At 53.1% G+C, this 15,056-nt stretch carries 10 protein-coding genes; 6 read left to right on the top strand and 4 right to left on the bottom strand.

Annotation, left to right across the window (positions count from 1 at the left end; genetic code table 11):
• Position 1: 1 nt before the first annotated feature.
• Positions 2–1,192: an efflux RND transporter periplasmic adaptor subunit gene (locus tag ACIDE9_RS02680; RefSeq protein ID WP_411992485.1), complete on the top strand. Its 1,191-nt coding sequence runs from the start codon at positions 2–4 to the stop codon at positions 1,190–1,192.
• Between the two features lie 2 nt (positions 1,193–1,194).
• Positions 1,195–4,266 carry an efflux RND transporter permease subunit gene (locus ACIDE9_RS02675; protein WP_411992483.1) on the top strand — a complete coding sequence of 1,024 codons (3,072 nt, stop codon included), beginning with the start codon at positions 1,195–1,197 and terminating at the stop codon, positions 4,264–4,266.
• Positions 4,267–4,989: 723 nt separating this feature from the next.
• On the opposite strand, the gene ACIDE9_RS02670 is transcribed toward ACIDE9_RS02675, so the two are convergent.
• From ACIDE9_RS02670 to nudB, 3 genes are all read right to left on the bottom strand, one after another.
• Positions 4,990–5,418 (bottom strand): HIT family protein, encoded by a 429-nt coding sequence (locus ACIDE9_RS02670; protein WP_411992481.1) that lies wholly within the window; start codon positions 5,416–5,418, stop codon positions 4,990–4,992.
• Positions 5,418–6,515 carry a quinolinate synthase NadA gene (gene nadA / locus ACIDE9_RS02665; protein WP_194752600.1) on the bottom strand — a complete coding sequence of 366 codons (1,098 nt, stop codon included), beginning with the start codon at positions 6,513–6,515 and terminating at the stop codon, positions 5,418–5,420. Before nadA ends, ACIDE9_RS02670 begins: the two co-directional genes overlap by 1 nt.
• Positions 6,516–6,600: 85 nt before the next feature.
• On the bottom strand, positions 6,601–7,056 hold the full coding sequence (gene nudB, locus ACIDE9_RS02660; RefSeq protein ID WP_411992479.1) for a dihydroneopterin triphosphate diphosphatase: 456 nt from the start codon (positions 7,054–7,056) through the stop codon (positions 6,601–6,603).
• Between the two features lie 140 nt (positions 7,057–7,196).
• Here nudB and ACIDE9_RS02655 point away from each other — a divergent pair, with 140 nt between their 5' ends.
• The 3 genes from ACIDE9_RS02655 to ACIDE9_RS02645 are packed head-to-tail and all read left to right on the top strand — an operon-like array spanning position 7,197 to position 12,782.
• The gene (locus ACIDE9_RS02655; RefSeq protein ID WP_411992477.1) at positions 7,197–8,528 is read left to right on the top strand and encodes a TolC family protein; all 1,332 of its coding nucleotides are present in this window, start codon (positions 7,197–7,199) and stop codon (positions 8,526–8,528) included.
• Positions 8,529–8,534: 6 nt separating this feature from the next.
• Entirely contained in the window at positions 8,535–9,686 is a 1,152-nt protein-coding gene (locus tag ACIDE9_RS02650; protein WP_411992475.1) for an efflux RND transporter periplasmic adaptor subunit, read from the top strand.
• 3 nt (positions 9,687–9,689) lie between these two features.
• A complete protein-coding gene (locus ACIDE9_RS02645) occupies positions 9,690–12,782 on the top strand; it encodes an efflux RND transporter permease subunit (protein ID WP_411992473.1) in 3,093 nt (1,030 codons plus the stop codon).
• A 306-nt stretch (positions 12,783–13,088) separates the two neighbouring features.
• Here the strand turns inward: ACIDE9_RS02645 and ispH are convergent, their stop codons facing one another.
• On the bottom strand, positions 13,089–14,063 hold the full coding sequence (gene ispH, locus ACIDE9_RS02640; RefSeq protein ID WP_411992471.1) for a 4-hydroxy-3-methylbut-2-enyl diphosphate reductase: 975 nt from the start codon (positions 14,061–14,063) through the stop codon (positions 13,089–13,091).
• 116 nt (positions 14,064–14,179) lie between these two features.
• Between ispH and purU the strand changes: the two genes are divergently transcribed.
• Positions 14,180–15,034, top strand: coding sequence for a formyltetrahydrofolate deformylase (purU, locus tag ACIDE9_RS02635; RefSeq protein ID WP_194742453.1), 855 nt, complete (start codon positions 14,180–14,182; stop codon positions 15,032–15,034).
• Positions 15,035–15,056: the final 22 nt, after the last annotated feature.

Raw genomic sequence — 15,056 nt, 5'->3', positions numbered from 1 at the left:
CATGATGGCAAAAAAACTGACAAAAAAAACAACATTTCTCATTATTTCTGCGTTATTGGTGGGGGTGAGCGTGTGGTTCTGGCAACACCCTTTACTCCAGGCCGAGCTGGCAGAAAAACGTGGTCACCGCCAAACGGCTGCCACGCCGACGGCTAGCCCAGCCACACAGGCGCCGGCCTCTAAAGCTGCTTTGAGTGTAGAGGTGACACAGCCCGCGGTGGTGCAATGGCCGATGACGCTGGTGCTCAACGGCAGCATTTATCCTTGGCAAGAAGCGCTGGTGAGTGCAGAAATCTCTGGTTTGCGTATTCAGCAAGTGTTGTCCGATGTGGGCGCGCAAGTGAGCAAAGGCCAGGCCTTGGTCATGCTGGCCGATGAAACAGTCAAAGCCGATTTGCAAAAACAGTTGGCGACTGTTGAAAAAGACAAAGCGGCGCTGGCAGAGGCGAAAAGCAATGCAGACCGTGCACGTGAAATTAAAGACAGCGGCGCCTTGTCGGCCCAAAAAATTAATGAATACCTGATTGCCGAGCAAACCGCGAAAGCAAACCTGGCATTGTCCGAGGCTGAGCTGGAAAACCAGAGAATCCGTTTGCGCCAGACCAAAGTAGTCGCGCCGGATGATGGGGTGATTTCGTCACGCTCAGCCAACCTGGGCAATGTGGTGTCTTCTGGTACCGAGTTGTTCCGGCTGGTGCGTCAGGGCCGGATTGAATGGCGCGGAGAGGTGAATGCCGATCAGCAAACGGCGTTGCGTGCTGGACAGTCGGTGCGTTTAACCTTGTCTGGTGGCAACGCGGTGACCGGCAAGGTGCGCCTGATTTCGCCGACGGTAGATAACAATACGCGCAATGCGCTGGTATATGTGGATATTCCTAAAGACAGCGCCAAGCCTGGCATGTATGTGCAGGGGCAAGTGGATATTGGTCAGCAACAAGGCTTGGCCGTGCCATTAAGTGCCGTGACTTATCGCGATGGCTTTGCCTATGTGTTTGAGTTGACGGCAGCGGATGCCCAAGGGTTGCACAAAGTGATTCAACGCAAGGTACAAACCGGCCGTACGCGAGGCGAGCAAATTGAGTTACTGGGCAACCTGAATGCAAACGCCCAATTGGTGCTGAGCGGTGGCGCATTTTTAAACGATGGCGACACTGTGCAAGTGGTCACCCTGAGCAAGCGTAGCGGGGCTTAAGTATGAATTTTTCGGCCTGGTCTATCCGTAACCCGGTTCCGGCGATTTTGCTGTTTGTGGTGCTGAGTTTTCTCGGCCTGAAATCGCTCAACCAGTTAGGCAAACAAAACTTTCCTGATATTGAATTGCCGGTCATCACCGTGAGCGCTGCGCTGGAAGGTGCGGCGCCGCCGCAGCTGGAAACCGAAGTGGCGCGCAAGATTGAAGACAAAATTGCGACCATCGGTGGCATTGAGCATATGACCACCACCATCACTGATGGTAGTGTCAGCATCGCCGTGCAGTTCACCATTGATACCAAAAGTGAAGAGGCACTCAACCTGGTGCGTAATGCAGTGGATAGCGCACGTTCCGAGTTGCCAGCCGCCGTCACAACGCCCACTGTGTCCAAAGTCACGACCTCAGGCAACGCCATTCTCACCTTTGTCGCCTCGGCCGATAATATGGATGAGGGCGAACTGTCCTGGTTTGTGGATAACGAAGTCAGCAAGGCCATGCTGGCGGTCAATGGGGTCGGCAAAATCACGCGTACTGGCGGGGTAGACCGCGAAGTGCAGGTGAACCTGGATCCGACCTTGATGGCTGGGCTGGATGTGGATGTCAGTGATGTGTCGGCACAGCTCAAGCGCGTGCAGCAAGATGCCTCTGGTGGCCGTGGCGATATTGGCGACAATATCCAGTCTGTACGTACCTTGGGGGCCTTGCACAGTGCAGACGAAGTGCGCAATCTCGATATTCCGCTCGGCGATGGCCGCCATATCAAGTTGTCACAAGTGGCCGAGGTACTGGATACCTATGCCGAGCGCACCACCTATGCCAGCTATGATGGCAAGCCGGTGATCCGTTTTGAAATCACGCGCAGCAAAGGCACCAGCGAAGTCACCGTGGCTAAAGATGTGCGTGAGGCATTGCAAAAGTTTGAACAATTACATCCGCAGGTCAACATTGTCGAAGCGTTTAACATGGTCAAGCCGGTAGAAGATAACTACGAAGGCTCCATGCACCTGCTGTATGAAGGCGCACTGCTGGCGATTCTGGTGGTGTGGTGGTTCTTGCGCGACTGGCGTGCCACCATTATTGCTGCGGTGGCCTTGCCATTGTCCATGATTCCTACCTTTGCCTTTATGCAGTACTTTGGTTTTTCACTCAATGTACTGACTTTGCTGGCCATGGCCTTGGTGGTCGGTATTCTGGTCGATGATGCCATTGTGGAGATTGAAAATATTGTGCGCCATTTGCGCATGGGCAAAACGCCGTATCAGGCGGCCATGGAGGCTGCTGATGAAATCGGGTTTGCCGTGATTGCAACCACGTTTACCCTGGTCGCGATCTTTTTGCCGACCGCCTTTATGGGCGGCATTCCGGGCAAATTTTTCAAACAGTTTGGCATCACGGCAGCCATCGCTATTCTGGGCTCATTAGTGGTGGCGCGCTTGTTAACGCCCATGATGTCGGCTTACCTGCTCAAACCGCATGCGGCTCAAGAGGAAGAGGATTCCTCTTCCATGCGTGTCTATTTGCGCTGGGTAGGCTGGTGCTTGCAACACCGAAAAACCGTGGTAGCAGGATTCATCTTGTTTATTATTGGTTCGTTGAGCCTGATGCCGCTGTTGCCTAAAGGCTTTGTGCCCTCTTCTGACAGTAGCCAGACCAAGGTCAATATTGAGTTACAACCAGGCACGCCGCTGGCGCAAACGCGGCATGTGGTGCAGATGGCCGAACAGATCGTCAAGCAACATCCTGAAGTAAAAGCGGTATTCAGCGCGGCAGGCTCTGCCAGCACGGGCGGCGGCGGGCCAAATGCGTCACAAAACACGACTGATGTGCGTAAAGGCAGTTTGGTGATTAGCCTGACTGACCGTAGCGAGCGCAAACAAAAGCAATCCGAGATTGAAGCGGACTTGCGTGAACGACTGAAAAACCTGCCCGGTGCGCGCGTGACCGTCGGTATCGGCGAATCCGGCGAGAAGCTGCAAATCACCTTGGCCAGTGATGATGCCAATGCCTTGACCAGTGCCAGCCAGCAGTTGCAACAGCAATTGCGCACCTTGAAGGGCGTCGGCAATATTACTTCCAGCGCCAGCTTGCAACGGCCGGAGGTACAGATTATCCCTGATGTCGACAAAGCTGCTGAACTTGGTGTGACGGTGGAGTCCATTGCGCAAGTGATCCGTGTGGCGACGTCGGGCGACTTTACCAACACCATGCCCAAATTAAACTTGCCGCAGCGCCAGGTGCCGATTCGTGTGCGTCTGGGCCCGAGTGTGCGTACCAGCCTGCAGGAGATTGCGCAATTGCGCGTGCCTTCACGCAACGGTAGCGTCAGCCTGGAAACCGTCGCCACTGTGCGCATGGGCAGCGGTCCGCAGCAAATCGACCGCATGGACCGCATGCGCAATGTCACCTTTGATATTGAGCTCAACAAGCGTCAGATTGGCGAAGTCATGCGCGAAGTGCAGCAACTGCCTGCCATGCAAAATCTGCCGCCTAGCGTGAAGCAGCTTGAGGCAGGTGACGCTAAACGTATGAACGAATTGTTCAGCAGCTTTGGCGGCGCGATGATTATCGGCGTCATGTGCATCTATGTCGTGCTGGTATTACTGTTTGGCGATTTCTTGCAGCCAGTGACGATTCTGGGCGCGCTGCCTTTGTCATTAGGTGGCGCTTTCTTCGCCTTGCTGGTGACGCATAACAGTTTCTCCATGCCAAGTGTGATTGGCCTCTTGATGCTCATGGGCGTGGTGACCAAGAACTCCATTTTGCTGGTGGAATACACCATTATGGCGCGAAAAGAGCGGCAGTTAAGCCGATTTGATGCCATTATCGACGGCTGCCACAAACGCGCCCGGCCAATTATCATGACCACCATCGCCATGGCGGCCGGCATGATGCCGATTGCTCTTGGCTGGAGTGCCGACCCCAGTTTCCGCTCGCCGATGGCGATTACGGTGATTGGTGGGTTGATTACTTCAACCTTGCTCAGCCTGGTGGTGATTCCAGTGTTGTATACCTATGTGGATGATTTGTTGGGCTGGTTGCGCGGTTGGGGGAGATTGGCGCGGAAGCACGTTTAATCTCTATTTACTTGCAGGTTAGCTTAAAACCAGGTGTGCTGAGAGGTGCGCCTGGTTTTTTATTTATGGATGGGATATCGGAGGGAAGGTAATTCTTTAGATGTGGGGTTGGCGGGTTGATTGAGATGTTGCTTTTCGCCTTTTCGGCGAGTTACTTTTCTTTGCTTGCCCAAAGAACAAGTAACCAAAAGAAATGCACCCCAGCTTCCGCGTCTTCCTTGCGCTACTCGGTTTGCCGGGCGTCCATCGAAACTCGCCCTGACAAGCCACACAGAACGTGGCTTGTTGCGGAACTCGGACAGCCGATGGCCGAAGACTCCCGTCAACCCTGCGTTGCTCGGCGCGGCAGATGGGGACCCAGAACACCAAGAGAGCACCATCCTTTAGCGGGTTTAATAAAAGAATCTGGTTTTTGAACCGTCCGCATTTATGTGACGTGAGTTTGGCGAGATAAATCCCATCCCATCACGCTGAGTAGCGGAGACAAAATAAGAGTAGAGGGAGCGACTGTTTGAATCCCGCAGCAGCTCACGTTTTGTGTGAGCTGCCAGGTTGAGTTTCGTGACCGGCTTATTTTGTTGAGCAACGCAAGGAAGCCTTTAGGCCGTGATGGCTGGGTGTCTTCCTCTTTGGTTACTTTCTGGGGGACAAGCACCAGAAAGTGACTCGCCTACAGGCGAAATAAATTTATCGAGTTAAAAACAGAATTTAAGACTCAATAGATTATGACTTCAGCGCACATTCGACACGTTCAATAACAATCCTCTGCAATTGATCCCTTACGGCCTGGCTCAATGGCTGCACCTCGGAATCCCGCACAGGTTCTCCCCAGTGACTATTCGGAAAATGCCTATCACTCTCGAATCTAGGCAATACATGCCAATGCATATGCGGCGTTTTATTGCCCAGGCTTGCCAGGTTGATTTTGTCCGGTTGAATCACTTCACGCACAGCACTTTCAACCGCAAACACCACTTTCATCGTGCGTGCGCGGTCTGCGGGGGGCAGGTCGGTCATTTCTTTGACGTGCGCCCGTAATTCAACGCGGCAATAAGCAGGATAGTCAGCATCGTGCAGTAATACCACGCGGCAGAAGCCGTCCTGCCACAGTAGATCGTGTGGTGTGGGGAGGCAAAGCGCGCAGTCACTCATTAAGAGACTGCCAGCATTCTGTCTAGCGTCAACTTGGCCAGTTTGGCTTCGTGTTCTGGCACTTTGATCTGGTTGACCACATTGCCTTCGGCCAGGTTTTCCAGGCACCAAGCCAGGTGTTGCGGGTCGATGCGCGCCATGGTTGAGCATTCGCAAACGACGTGGCTCATGAATTGCACCAGTTTGTTTTGCGGTTTCATTTCTTCGGCCAGGCGGGTGACCAGGTTGAGTTCGGTGCCTACCAGCCACTTGGTGCCGGGTTCGGCTTCGCTGACAGTGCGCAGGATATATTCGGTAGAACCGACATAGTCTGAGTTAATGCAGACTTCGAATGCCGTTTCCGGATGTGAAATCACTTTGCCATCCGGGTGCTGGGCGCGGAATTGTTCGATATTCTGTTTGCGGAACATCTGGTGTACTGAGCAATGGCCTTTCCACAACAGGATTTTGGCGTCCCTGATTTGTTGTTCTGTGAGGCCGCCCATAGGCAGGTCAGGGTCCCATACTGGCATTTGCTCCAGTGGAATACCCATTTTGTAGCCGCTCCAGCGGCCCAGGTGCTGGTCAGGGAAGAACAGGATTTTTTCGCGCTGGCTAAAGCCCCATTCCAGAATTTTTGGTGCGTTGGTACTGGTGCACACAATGCCGCCGTGTTCGCCACAAAATGCTTTTAAATCGGCTGCCGAGTTAATGTAGGTGACTGGTGTGATGGTTTCATCAAAGTTGAGCACCTTATTCAGTTCACGGTAGCTACGCTCGACTTTTGCCAGGTTGGCCATGTCTGCCATCGAGCAGCCAGCAGCCAGATCAGGCAACACTACAATTTGCTCAGGGCGGCTCAGGATGTCAGCCACTTCGGCCATGAAATGCACACCGAGGAAGACGATGTATTCCGCATCCAGGCTGTCGCAATATTTGGACAGCTTGAGTGAGTCGCCGGAATAATCTGCATGTCGGTAGACGCTTTCATGCTGGTAATGGTGACCTAAAATGACCAGGCGTTTGCCCAGTTTCTTGCGGGCAGCCAGAATACGCGCCTGACAGTCGTCGTCTTGCGCGGCTTGAAATTTCTCAAATTGGATGGTGGCAGTTTGCATGCTTTCCCGACATCGGGCCAAGCCCGGTTCTCACAAAAATGATATTTTACAACCGATTAGGATTTATCCCAATCAAAGCGGTTGCTCATAAACTAAGATGGTGGTGCTCCCCTAGTTTTTTCAAGGCGTCGACATTGGTCCAGCTGAATACTTTTTTAGCCGCCTCTCGCCAGTCTACCCATTCGTAACGGGTGTGCTCGTCTGGGGCCAGTGTGACGGGCAGGGTGGCTGGCAAACAGAGCCCAAACAGGTGCTCGGTGTTTTCTGTCACCCCGGGGGCGTAGCGGTAACGCCAGTGTGGGTAAATCTCATAGAGATTACTGGTTTGCCAATCCTGAAAATCATAAGCCAGCGCATCAAGGCCGGTCTCTTCTTTCACTTCGCGAATCGCGGCGTCATAGGGTGTTTCACCAGCTTCTATGCTGCCAGTGACTGATTGCCAGAAGCCTGTTTTGTCAGCGCGCTCGAGCAGTAGTACCTGCAAATCCGGAGTGTGAATCAAAATCAGGGCTGAAACGGGAGTCTTATAGGGGTGTGTCATACAAATATTGTCTATAAATGCCAGCTTCTTGTCCATGGCGGCATGCGATTGAATATTTGATGTACTGAAAGATTGTCGTAAGCCGTAGTCAGTATTATCATCAAAAAAACAACATAATAGAGAACATAGGGAATGATTCAATGTTGAGGCGTCAGCTAGGCTGGGCATGCGTGATGCTGATGATGAGCGTGCAATGTTTACTGGCTGCAGATGCCGCAGCGGGCGGTATTGGTGATCCCGTTGCATTAAATCAATTGTCTTTACAACAGGCAGAGCAGCTATTTGCTGGAGGCAACCGTGAATTGCTCGCTGCCAAGCGTGCCGTGGAAGGGGCTGAGGCGGATACCCTCATTGCGGGCCAACGTCCTAATCCTGTCTTATCGCTGGGGCTCTCCAGCGTCAATGTCAATCGCGGCCAGGGTAATCAAAACCAGAGTGGTGCCAATGGTCTCTGGGACAAAACCTATAACTCCGCTTTACAGGTCAGCCAGCTTTATGAGCGCGGCAACAAGCGCGAGCTGCGTACGGCGGTCGCCGAAAGTGCGGTCAAGGCCTCGGGTTTTGACCTGAAAGAAACTTACCGCCAGCAGGCACTGGCGATGGCCACCGCTTATTTTGACCTCAAGCTGGCACAGGAAACCCTGTTAATACAGCAAGCCAATGTTGGCTCTTATGACAAGACTTTGCAGGCTGCGCAGTTGCGGCTCAAGGCGGGTGATGTGGCCTCTGCCGATGTTGCGCGTATCCGTGTTGATGCCTTGCGTGCCAGGAATGATTTACGGCAGGCGCAAGCTACCTTGCAAAAGGCGCAAGCCATGCTGGCCTATTTGCTGGGTAAAGACCAGGATGCTTCTAAACTGTATGTGACCGACCCTTGGCCTAGCCTGCTGGCCGACCAACTGGCCGCGACAGAAAACAGCTGGTTGCCGCAACGCTCAGACATGCAAGCCGCAGAGGCGCGCATGGAGCAGGCGCAACAGGCAAGAAAACTGGCTGAATCCCTTAAAACCCGTGACCTGACCTGGTCGCTGGCTTACCAACACTTTCCAGGGCAGGAGCCAGGCTCTGCACCAGATACGGTGGGCGCCTCGGTGAGTATTCCCTTGTTTACCAATTATCAATATGAAGGTGAGGCGGCGCGCGCCGAGGTCGGTTATACCAGCGCGATGGAAGCTAAAGAACAAGTTAGAGCCGCTGCCGTGGCTGAAATGCGTAGGGCCAAAGCCGATTTAGAGGCGGCCGTCGATAAAAACCGCCGCTTTGACCAGAGCATCCTCAGTGAGGCGCAACAGGCAGCAGATGCTGCCGAATTTGCTTACCAGCATGGTGCCATGAGTGTGATGGACCTGCTGGATGCGCGACGTATTTTGCGCGCCTTGCAACTGGAGTCTGTCAGTGTCAAAGCCGACTATGCCAAATCCCTCTCTGCCTGGCTGGCAGCCACCCGCCAGGCGTTCATCCCTCAAGACTAACTGCTTATGACCATGCCCAAATTCAATCCTGACACGACATTGACCGCCGCAGTCAAACGCAGCGTTGCGTTGGCCGTACTGGCTCTGGTGATTGCCGGTCAGGCAACTGCCGCAGACAAACAGGCTGGGAGTGCCCGTGACGCCAATGAAATCGTGCTTACCGCAGGGTCGCCACAGTTGAACAGTCTGAAAGTGGAACCTGTGAATGAAATTCCGGTGCCCGTGACTGAACCGTTGAACGGCAAGATTGTATTTGATGAAAATCGGACAGCACGCATTTTTTCCCCAGTGGCCGGGCGGGCGTTGAGCATTAAGGCCCAGGTTGGGGATGCCGTAAAAGCGGGTCAGACTTTGCTGGTGATGGATTCACCCGATGTAGGTGGCGCGGTAGCCGATGTGCGTAAAGCCCAGGCTGATATGCAACTGAAACAGCAGGCGCTGGAACGTAGCCGCATGCTGGTGGATCACGGCGTGCTGGCGAAGAAGGAAGTAGAAGTAGCGCAGGCCGATTGGGCAACGTCACGTGCAGAATCGGAGCGGGCCGGTGCGAGATTAAAAAACCTGGGGGTTTCAACCGCAGCCAATGATAATTATGCGGTGCGCTCGCCGATTGCCGGCATTGTGGTCGACCGTAAAATCAATCCTGGCAGTGAGGTGCGGCCGGATGGTACAGATCCTTTATTTATTGTCACGGATCCTGGCTATTTATGGGCCAGTATCGACCTGCCTGAGCGAGAGTTGAGCCGGATTTCGCAAGGGCAGAAGCTAAGTGTGCAGGTCGATGCTTATCCTGACGAAGTGTTTAATGGTGAAGTGAAAACCATAGGTGTCATGGTCGACCCGACCACACGTCGCATCCCCGTGCGTTGCACGGTAGATAGTAAAGGCAAACTCAAGCCGGAAATGTATGCGCGCATCACGCCGCTGGATAATAGCCAGCATCGCGTGATTCGTTTACCCAACAGTGCGCTGATTACTGAAGGTTTATACAGCTATGTGTTTGTGGAAGAGCGGCCGTTGCACTTTAAAAAGCGCAAAGTCACGCTGGACTTGCAACGTCGGGAATACGCTACGGTGAAAGACGGCTTGAAAGCGGGGGAGCGTGTGGTGGTCGGTGGTGCAATTTTATTGAACTCTGATCTGTCGGTGAGTAAATAGAGCATGCTAAGAGGCTTAATTACTTTCTCGCTGCAACAACGGGTATTTTTACTCATAGGCGCAGTCGTGCTGACCATTTTTGGTTGGGTCGCGGTGCAAAACCTGCCGATTGAAGCGTTCCCGGATGTAGAAGATGTACACGTGATTATTGTGACGCAGTCACCCGGCATGGCACCCGAAGAGGTAGAGCGCGTCGTCTCGCTACCCATAGAGCACGGCATGAGCGGTGTGCCTGGCCTGGCACAAATCCGTTCGGTGTCTATCACTGGCCTTTCCGTGGTCACGCTGACATTTGCCGAGCGCACGGAAGATTATTTTGCCAGGCAGCAGGTGCTGGAGCGCTTGCAGGGCGTGAGCTTGCCAACTGGCCTGCAACCCACCTTGGCGCCGTTGACAACCGCGGTCGGCGAGGTCTACCGCTACCTGGTCGAAGCGCCTAAAGACATGCCACAACGTGAGATCCGCGCCATACAAGACTGGAAAATTATTCCACAATTGCGCATGGTGCCTGGCGTCGCCGATATCACCAGTTTTGGTGGCACGGTCAAAGAATACCAAATCAAGCTCGATCCTTACCGACTGAAAAAATTTGCCGTCAGCATAGACCAGGTGAACCAGGCGGTTGGTAACAACAGTAGCAATGTGGGTGGTGGCCTGATGCACCGGGGCGATGAGTCGCTGGTGGTGCGCGGTATCGGGCTCTATCACAGCCTGGATGATATTGCGCAGTCGGTGGTGGATACGCGCGATGGCAAGCCTATCCTGGTGAGTGATCTTGGCCAGGTGGTGATTGGCGACCGGCCGCGTTCGGGCATTGTCTCGTTTAACCAACAAGATGACATTATCGAAGGCATTGTCTTGATGACCAAAGGCCAAAATGCGGCCAAGGTGATTGAAGCGTTGCGCGAAAAAGTGGATGTGGTGAATCAATCCCTGCCAGCCGGGGTCAAGGTGGTGCCTTTTTATGACCGCACTGGCCTGGTGCAGCACACCGTGCATACCGTGTCCGAAAACCTGGTTGTTGGCGCTTTGCTGGTGGTGACGATTCTGGTGGTGTTTTTGCGTAACTGGCGGGCTGCGCTGATCGTGGCTTCAGTCATCCCATTATCATTGCTGTTTGCCTTTATCGTCATGGATTTGCGCGGTGTCTCGGCTAACCTGATTTCACTGGGTGCCGTGGACTTTGGCATTATTATCGACAGCGCGGTGGTGTTGGTCGAGGCGCTTATGGTGCGGCTGGCCATGGCAGAAGTGGATAAAAACCCGACGCACACGGGCCTGGCCTGGCGCATGCAAACCCTTAAAAGCACGGCGATTGATATGGGGCATCCCATCCTGTTCTCCAAGGCTATTATCATCACTGCCTTTCTGCCTATTTTTACCTTTCAGCGGGTAGAAGGCAAAATTTTTTCCCCTATGGCGTTTACACTCAGCTTCGCTTTACTAGGCGCGATTATCCTGACCCTAACCCTGGTGCCCGCGTTGCTGTCCTACACCATGAGCCGTGAAGATATGGCTGAAAAACATAGCGACTGGATGCATCGCCTGCAGGAAACCTATCGCAATATCCTGCTCAAAAGCAGCCAATCGCGGGCGCTGGTGGTGATTGCCTCAGTCGCCATTCTTGGCGTGTCTGTGGTCTCTGCCCCTATGCTGGGGTCTGAGTTTTTGCCCAAGCTGGACGAAGGTAATATCTGGCTCACGGTCGATTTACCGCCTTCTGCCAGTCTCGAGAAAACCAAGGACGTCGAGCGCGAAATCAGGAAGATCCTCAATAGCTACCAGGAGGTACGTCTGGTGGTGGCGCATGTCGGGCGGCCAGATGATGGCACGGATCCTAAAGGGCCGTATCACATGGAAATTCTGGCTGATCTCAAGCCGCATAGTGAGTGGAAGTTTGTTGATAAAGAAGCGCTGATTAAAGATATGTCGCGCCGCATCCATGAGATTCCTGGCGTGCCGACCAACTTTTCACAAGTAATTCAGGATAGCGTGGAAGAGGCGCTGTCTGGCGTGAAGGGCGAAATCGCGGTCAAGATTTTTGGCCCCGATTTGGCGATTCTTGAGCAAAAAGCCGCTGAGGTCGTTGATGCCATGAATACCGTGCAGGGGGCAACCGATGTGGCGGCGGTGCGTATTTCAGGTAATTCAGAGCTGGATATCACGCTCAACCGTAACCAGTTATCACGTTATGGCTTGATGGTGGGCGACGTGAATACTACTGTGCAAACGGCACTGGCCGGTAACCCAGCCAATACGTTTTACGATGGTGACCGCCATTTTGATGTGACCCTGCGCCTGGATAGGCCTTTCAGGGATTCTGTCGATGATATTGATGAGTTACCGATTGCTTTGCCTAATGGCGGCGGCAGTATCCCGTTGAGCGAAGTGGCGGAGGTGACGATCAAGCAAGGTGCTTCGCGCGTCAGCCGTGAGGCGGGCGCACGCATTGTGTCGATCAAGGCCAATATCACAGACAGGGACCAGGGCAGCTTCGTCAAAGAGGCGATGCAAACGGTGAAGGCGCAGGTCAAATTGCCGCCTGGCTATACCATGACCTGGGGCGGCCAGTTTGAAAACCAGCAACGTGCCATGAAGCGCCTGATGGTGATTGTGCCATTGTCTGTGCTGCTGATTTTTGTGTTGTTGTTCTGGGCGTTCAAGTCGGTGAAAAATGCCTTGCTGGTGTTATTGATGATTCCGTTTACGCTGGTGGGTGGTTTGGCCGGTTTGGCTGTGGCAGGCCTGCATTTGTCAGTGTCAGCGGCGGTGGGTTTTATTGCGCTGGCCGGTATTTCGGTGCAAAACGGTGTGATTATGGTCGAACAGATTAAAAACCTGATGCGTGAAGGCCGCAGTGTGACGGAGTCCGTGATTGATGGTGCCGTGGCCAGGTTGCGGCCGATTTTAATGACAGCATTGATGGCCGGGCTGGGCTTGATGCCAGCGGCGCTATCGCATGGCATCGGCTCTGAAACACAGCGGCCTTTTGCCGTGGTGATTGTCGGCGGTTTGATCACGGCCACCTTGTTCACCTTGCTGCTGCTGCCTTTGTTGTTCCCACTATTCTCAGATGTACGTCGTCGTAAATCCTGATGGGCTGGTTTTAAGAAACCAGTCTGGTGGTTTATTTCAGCCAGTCAGCGCGCTTGAATATGCATGAAAGTAATTAATTGTCTAAAAATCAATGGGTTGCGGTTTTTGGGGAGTTGGCACGTTAAATGCAGTAAGGAAGATAGTCACTCAGCTTGCAGGTTGGGCGATCATCTCCAAAATGTCAGTATTGAAGCAACTGCATATAACCACAACAACGAGCAATCTTTCCCCGATTATCCTTTCCCGAGGATATTGCTTGCCCCAAGCTCTCGAGCTTGGGTTTTTTTTGCTCAGAATGCGGGTGAATTACCCGTTTGACTGACCTTGATTGCGCTTTTCGGCGTTGACCAGGTTTTTGGGTAACTGGAACACGACGTTTTCAACTACGCCTTGCAACTCTTCAACGTGGGCCGCCCCCATGTTTTGCAAGGCCGTAATCACTTCTTTCACCAGCACCTCAGGCGCAGACGCCCCCGCAGAAATGCCGACTTTGCGTTTGCCTATGAGCCACTCGGCTTGCAAATGGCTGGCGTTGTCGACCATGTAGGCTTCCACGCCCTGGTTTTTGGCGACTTCGCGCAGGCGGTTAGAGTTTGAGCTATTGGGTGAGCCGACAATAATCACCAGATCGCAATCTTTGGCCATGATTTTGACCGCATCCTGGCGGTTTTGCGTGGCGTAACAAATGTCATCGCTTTTAGGCGCTTTGATCGTTGGAAAACGTACTTTCAAGGCATTGATGACCTGGGTAGCGTCATCCACTGACAGTGTGGTTTGTGTGACATAAGCCAGTTTGTCAGGATCTGCCACTTGCAGTGTGTCCACATCTTCCGGCGTTTCGACCAGATGCATGCCTGCTTCAGACTGACCCATGGTGCCTTCGACCTCGGGATGGCCTTTGTGGCCGATCATGATGATTTCCAGACCATCTTTGCGCATCTTGGCCACTTCGATATGCACCTTGGTGACCAGTGGGCAGGTGGCATCAAAGGCAGTCAGTCCGCGCGACTCTGCCTCTGCGCGCACGGCTTTGGACACGCCATGGGCGCTGAAAATGACAATGCTGCCTGCCGGAATTTTTTCCAGTTCATCGACAAAAATGGCCCCTTTGTCACGTAACTGGCCGACGACGAATTTGTTGTGTACCACTTCATTACGCACATAAATCGGTGCGCCGAATTTCTCCAGCGCTTGCTCAACAATAATGATGGCGCGGTCCACGCCAGCACAAAAGCCGCGTGGGTTGGCGAGTACGATATCGGGTGTAGCGTGTGTTTGCATAAATCAATTCCGTGAAGGATGCTGCTGCATCGCGCGGGTGAAAACCAATGTCAACCACAAGGTCTGGCAGGCATCAGGTATAATCTGCATTTTTGTCGCTCGTTGAAGCCCATGTTATGAAAAACACTGCTACTTTGCTGATTACCTGCCCGGATACCAAAGGGATTGTGGCGGCGATTGCGCAATTTTTATATGAGCACAATGCCAATATTTTACACGCAGACCAGCATCAGGATGCGGAAAATAATCTGTTTTTGATGCGCGTGGAATGGGATCTGAGCGATTTCAATGTCGCCGTGGCCGATTTTGAACAGGCGTTTGGCCCGGTAGCGCAACGTTTTGACATGACCTGGCAACTCAAATTGTCTGAGCAGAAAACACGCATGGCGATCATGGTGTCGCAATACGATCATTGTCTGGTTGACTTGTTGCATCGTCATCACAGTGGTGAGTTAGCGTGTGATATTCCGCTGATTATCAGTAATCACCGGGACACGGAAAAGCTGGCGCAATTTTACGGCATTGATTTCCACTATCTGCCCATGACCAAAGATACCAAGGCCGAGGTCGAGGCGCAGCAATTTGCCTTGTTTGACCAATATGGTGTGGATTTAATTGTGTTGGCACGTTATATGCAGATTTTGTCGCCGGACTTTGTCGCGCGTTATCCGCAAAAAATCATCAATATTCACCACTCATTCCTGCCCGCGTTTATTGGTGCACGCCCATACCACCGTGCATTTGAACGTGGGGTGAAGTTGATTGGGGCTACCAGCCACTATGTGACGGAAGTGCTGGATGAAGGACCGATTATTGAGCAGGATCTGGCGCGTATTTCGCACCGTGACCAGGTGGAAGACTTGATTCAAAAGGGCCGCGACCTGGAACGCGTGGTGCTGTCCAAGGCCGTGCGCTGGCATATCGAGCATCGTATTCTGCTCTACGCGAACAAGACAGTGATTTTTGATTAAACTGTTTCACCCAATAAAAAAC

Source organism: Methylophilus sp. 'Pure River' (assembly GCF_046765995.1).
Taxonomy (GTDB): Bacteria; Pseudomonadota; Gammaproteobacteria; order Burkholderiales; family Methylophilaceae; genus Methylophilus.
The sequence above is the reverse complement of the archived record's forward strand: the minus strand, read 5'-3'. Positions and strand labels throughout refer to the sequence as shown.

Coding starts and splice junctions, on each gene's coding strand:
- ACIDE9_RS02680 (WP_411992485.1), top strand. CDS start 2: ATGATGGCAAAAAAACTGACAAAAAAAACAACATTTCTCATTATTTCT.
- ACIDE9_RS02675 (WP_411992483.1), top strand. CDS start 1,195: ATGAATTTTTCGGCCTGGTCTATCCGTAACCCGGTTCCGGCGATTTTG.
- ACIDE9_RS02670 (WP_411992481.1), bottom strand. CDS start 5,418: ATGAGTGACTGCGCGCTTTGCCTCCCCACACCACACGATCTACTGTGG.
- nadA (WP_194752600.1), bottom strand. CDS start 6,515: ATGCAAACTGCCACCATCCAATTTGAGAAATTTCAAGCCGCGCAAGAC.
- nudB (WP_411992479.1), bottom strand. CDS start 7,056: ATGACACACCCCTATAAGACTCCCGTTTCAGCCCTGATTTTGATTCAC.
- ACIDE9_RS02655 (WP_411992477.1), top strand. CDS start 7,197: ATGTTGAGGCGTCAGCTAGGCTGGGCATGCGTGATGCTGATGATGAGC.
- ACIDE9_RS02650 (WP_411992475.1), top strand. CDS start 8,535: ATGACCATGCCCAAATTCAATCCTGACACGACATTGACCGCCGCAGTC.
- ACIDE9_RS02645 (WP_411992473.1), top strand. CDS start 9,690: ATGCTAAGAGGCTTAATTACTTTCTCGCTGCAACAACGGGTATTTTTA.
- ispH (WP_411992471.1), bottom strand. CDS start 14,063: ATGCAAACACACGCTACACCCGATATCGTACTCGCCAACCCACGCGGC.
- purU (WP_194742453.1), top strand. CDS start 14,180: ATGAAAAACACTGCTACTTTGCTGATTACCTGCCCGGATACCAAAGGG.